General features: G+C 69.3%; 3 protein-coding genes. All 3 read right to left on the bottom strand.

The window, feature by feature from the left end:
* Positions 1–429: 429 nt before the first annotated feature.
* Positions 430–1,242 (bottom strand): HAD family hydrolase, encoded by an 813-nt coding sequence (locus AOK08_RS38095; RefSeq protein WP_055534632.1) that lies wholly within the window; start codon positions 1,240–1,242, stop codon positions 430–432.
* A complete protein-coding gene (serS, locus tag AOK08_RS38090) occupies positions 1,239–2,528 on the bottom strand; it encodes a serine--tRNA ligase (RefSeq protein WP_055534630.1) in 1,290 nt (429 codons plus the stop codon). The genes AOK08_RS38095 and serS overlap by 4 nt, the downstream gene beginning before the upstream one ends.
* A 591-nt stretch (positions 2,529–3,119) precedes the next feature.
* Positions 3,120–4,052, bottom strand: a complete 933-nt coding sequence (pheA, locus tag AOK08_RS38085) for a prephenate dehydratase (protein WP_055534628.1) — start codon at positions 4,050–4,052, stop codon at positions 3,120–3,122.
* Positions 4,053–4,143 lie beyond the last annotated feature (91 nt).

The raw sequence follows: 4,143 nt of genomic DNA, 5'->3' as shown, positions 1-4,143 counted from the left end.
CGCGCCGCCGCAGGTGGCGCCGCAAGTAGGCAGCGGGCGGGGGCGGTCGGGCCCGCCACCCCGGGGACTCCTGGGACCCCTGGGGCCCCTGGAACTTCAGGAACTTCAGGGACCCGCTCACCAGTTTTATTCGGTGGCGTCCGACGCGCCCTGCAGGCACAGTAGTTGTGTCCAGTACGCCGGATCTGTCCGATGTCGAAGGTCCGGTGGCTGGGGTCGGGAACTGGGAGCGGAGCCGCGTGACGCCGGTGCACGGCGGTCGGTGCGGCTTCCTTCGGGGCAGCCCGCGGCGGGTTCCGGAGAGTCACTGCCTCCGTGGAGTCCGCTCAGCGGGGGGAGCTGCCCGGGGCGGCCACTTCGAGCGCGCGAGTCGTCTCGCGCGGGCCGCCCTCCCCAGGCCCCCCTCGGGCCCTTCCGGCCACGCACGCCCTACGCGAGCAACCGCTCCAGCACAGCCGCGATGCCGTCCTCGTCGTTCGACGACGTCACCTCGTCCGCCACCGCCCGCAGTTCGGCGTGGGCGTTGGCCATCGCCACCCCGTGTGCCGCCCAGGTGAACATCGGGATGTCGTTGGGCATGTCACCGAAGGCGATCGCGTCCGTGGACCTCAGGCCCAGCCGACGGGCCGCCAGGGACAGGCCCTTCGCCTTGGTCAGGCCCAGGGGGAGGAGTTCCACTATCCCCTCGCCGGCCATGGTGACGGTCACGAAGCCACTGGCGGTCCGGGTGGCGACGTCGGTCAGCTCGTCGCTGGACAGCGTCGGATGCTGGATGTAGAGCTTGCCCAGCGGCTCGGCCCAGAGGTCCGACGGTTCCAGAAGCGGGACGAAGGGCAGCGAGCCCACGCCCTCGTAGCCCGGACCTACCAGCACCTCGCCGTCGAGGCCCGCCCGGCTCGCCGCCAGGAACAGTGGCCCGACCTCCGACTCGATCTTCGCCAGCGCGAGCGAGGCCAACTGCCGGTCCAGGGTGATCGACGTCAGCAGGCGATGCGCGCCGACGTCGTACACCTGTGCGCCCTGGCCGCAGACCGCGAGTCCGTCGTAGCCCAGTTCCTCAAGGACGTGCCGGGTCCAGCGCACTCCCCGGCCGGTGACGACGATGTGCGCGGCGCCCGCCGCGGTGGCCGCGGCGAGGGCCTCGCGGGTGCGCGCCGAGACCGAGTCGTCGGAGCGCAGCAGCGTTCCGTCGAGATCGGTCGCGACGAGCCGGTACGGGAACGACCCGGCGGCGTCGGTCACTTGGCGACCGGCTCCAGCAGCTCCCGGCCGCCCAGGTACGGGCGCAGCACCTCGGGCACGCGCACCGAACCGTCTGCCAGCTGGTGGTTCTCCAGGATCGCCACGATCGTGCGCGGTACGGCGCACAGCGTGCCGTTCAGGGTCGCGAGCGGCTGGACCCTGCTCTTGCCGTCGCTGGTGTCACGCATCCGCACGGACAGACGCCGGGCCTGGAAGCCGTCGCAGTTGGAGGCCGAGGTCAGCTCGCGGTACTTGCCCTGGGTCGGGATCCACGCCTCGCAGTCGAACTTGCGCGAGGCCGAGGAGCCAAGGTCACCCGAGGCCACGTCGATGACCTGGAAGGGCAGTTCGAGGGCGGTCAGCCACTGCTTCTCCCAGTCCAGGAGACGCTGGTGCTCGTTCTCCGCGTCCGCCGGGTCGACGTACGAGAACATCTCGACCTTGTCGAACTGGTGCACGCGGAAGATGCCCCGGGTGTCCTTGCCGTAGGTGCCGGCCTCGCGGCGGAAGCACGGCGAGAAACCGGCGTAGCGCAGCGGCAGCTTGTCGGCGTCGAGGATCTCGTCCATGTGGTACGCGGCGAGGGGGACCTCGGAGGTGCCGACCAGGTAGAAGTCGTCCTTCTCCAGGTGGTACACGTTCTCCGCGGCCTGGCCGAGGAAGCCGGTGCCCTCCATCGCGCGCGGGCGGACCAGCGCCGGGGTCAGCATCGGGATGAAGCCGGCCGCCGTGGCCTGCGCGATCGCGGCGTTGACGAGGGCCAGCTCAAGGAGCGCGCCGACGCCGGTGAGGTAGTAGAAGCGCGAGCCGGACACCTTGGCGCCCCGCTCGACGTCGATGGCGCCCAGCGCCTCGCCGAGCTCCAGGTGGTCCTTGGGCTCGAAACCCTCGGCGCCGAAGTCGCGGATCGTGCCGTGCGTCTCCAGGACGACGAAGTCCTCCTCGCCGCCGACCGGGACGTCCGGGTGGACCAGGTTGCCGAGCTGGAGGAGGAGCTTCTTGGCCTCCTCGTCGGCCTCGTGCTGTTCGGCGTCGGCCGCCTTGACGTCGGCGGCGAGCTGTCCGGCCTTCGCCAGCAGCTCGGCCTTCTCGTCGCCGGAGGCCTTGGGGATCAGCTTGCCGAGCGCCTTCTGCTCGGAACGCAACTCGTCGAAGCGGACGCCGGACGACCTGCGCCGCTCGTCGGCGGACAGGAGAGCGTCGACGAGCGCGACGTCCTCTCCACGGGCACGCTGCGAGGCGCGCACACGGTCGGGGTCCTCACGGAGCAGGCGAAGGTCAATCACCCTGCAAGGCTACCGGTGCCGGGTCGGCGCTCACGACTCGGTATTTCCCTGCCCGCCGCGTGTTGCCATTTGCCCGAAATGTGGGCCTATTCGGGTGCGTCAAAGAAAAACAGCCGGCTTCCCTGAAAGAGTCCGACGGCGGTGCCTGGTTGACTCGAATCCCTTGCGGTGAAGGGGACTTGGCGGCGCGGTCGTCCACAGTGATCCACACCCGGACGAAGTTATCCACAGGCTGTGTGAAAGATCTGTGGATTACGGAAGTGATCGTTTCGAAAGATGTCCACGAGATGACCAATTCTCGAAGCAAACCACCCTCTCGCCCACTTTCGGGTGTAAATGCGTAACCCCGGCGGGTTATACCAGGGAAACGAGTGGACGAAGAGTGGCATGGCGGGCTGTGGACGGGGCGGCGGTCTGTAGGGCGATTTGTCGACAGGGTGGTGTTCCGTTGTCGACTTGTCCCCAGGTCGAGAAGCAGGCCTGTGGATAACTTCTGTGGACAACGGAAATCGGCTGGTAGGACCGGCCGGAACCGCCGAGGCAACGGCTCGGAGCGCCGGAGGACCGGCTGTCGGAGCACCGAGGGACCGGCTAGAAGCGGCCGTCCTGGCAGCGGGCCACCCAGTCGGCGGCCGTCACGAACTCCTCGTCGGACGTGCCCGGCAGTGGCGCGCGTACGTCCTCCACTCCGATGTCCGCACGCGGGTACGAACCCAGGTACCGCACCTTGAGGCAGATCCGCCTGAGCCCCATCAGCGCCTCGGCGACCTTCCGGTCGGAGATATGGCCCTCGGCGTCAATGGCGAAGCAGTAGTTGCCGATGCCCTGCCCGGTCGGCCGGGACTGGAGCAGCATCAGGTTGACGCCCCGCACCGCGAACTCGCCCAGCAGATCGCGCAGTCCACCGGGGTGGTCGTCACGCTGCCAGATGACGACGGACGTCTTGTCCGCGCCGGTCGGTGCGGCGGGCCGGGCGGGCCTGCCCACCAGGACGAACCGTGTCTGCGCGTTCTCCGCGTCGTGGATGCCGGTCTCCAGCGCGGTGAGACCGTACCGGGCGGCGGCGAACTCGCCCGCGAAGGCGGCGTCGTACCGGCCCTCCTGCACCAGCCGGGCACCGTCCGCGTTCGAGGCGGACGACTCCCACACCACGTCCGGGAGGTTCACCTTCATCCAGTTGCGGATCTGCGACTGCGCGGCCGGATGGGCGGTGACGGTCTTGATCTCCGACAGCTTGGTGCCCGGCCTGACCAGCAGCGCGAAGGTGATCGACAGCAGCACCTCGCGGTAGATCATCAGCGGGGAGCCCGCGACCAGCTCGTCGAGCGTGGTGGTGATACCGCCCTCGACGGAGTTCTCGATCGGCACGAACGCGGCCTCGACCTCACCGCTGCGCACCGCGTCGAGCGTGGCCGGCACGGACACCATCGGGATCAGCTCCCGGGTGGCCGTCTCGGGAAGCGTGCGCAGGGCAACCTCGGTGAAGGTGCCCTCGGGGCCGAGATACGCGTAGCTGGCTGGCATGCCCTCACCCTAATGGCGCCAGAACCTGTACGAACCCGGCCCGCGTTTCCCGACCCCGCCACCCCCAGGGGTGATAGGGTCTCTTTTACAC

Source organism: Streptomyces graminilatus (assembly GCF_001418565.1).
Lineage (GTDB): Bacteria > Actinomycetota > Actinomycetes > Streptomycetales > Streptomycetaceae > Streptomyces > Streptomyces graminilatus.
Note: the sequence above shows the minus strand (reverse complement) of the source record. Positions and strands in the feature narration are given on the sequence as shown.

Excerpts from the sequence above, each read along its gene's own strand:
- pheA (WP_055534628.1), bottom strand. The coding sequence starts at position 4,052 with ATGCCAGCCAGCTACGCGTATCTCGGCCCCGAGGGCACCTTCACCGAG.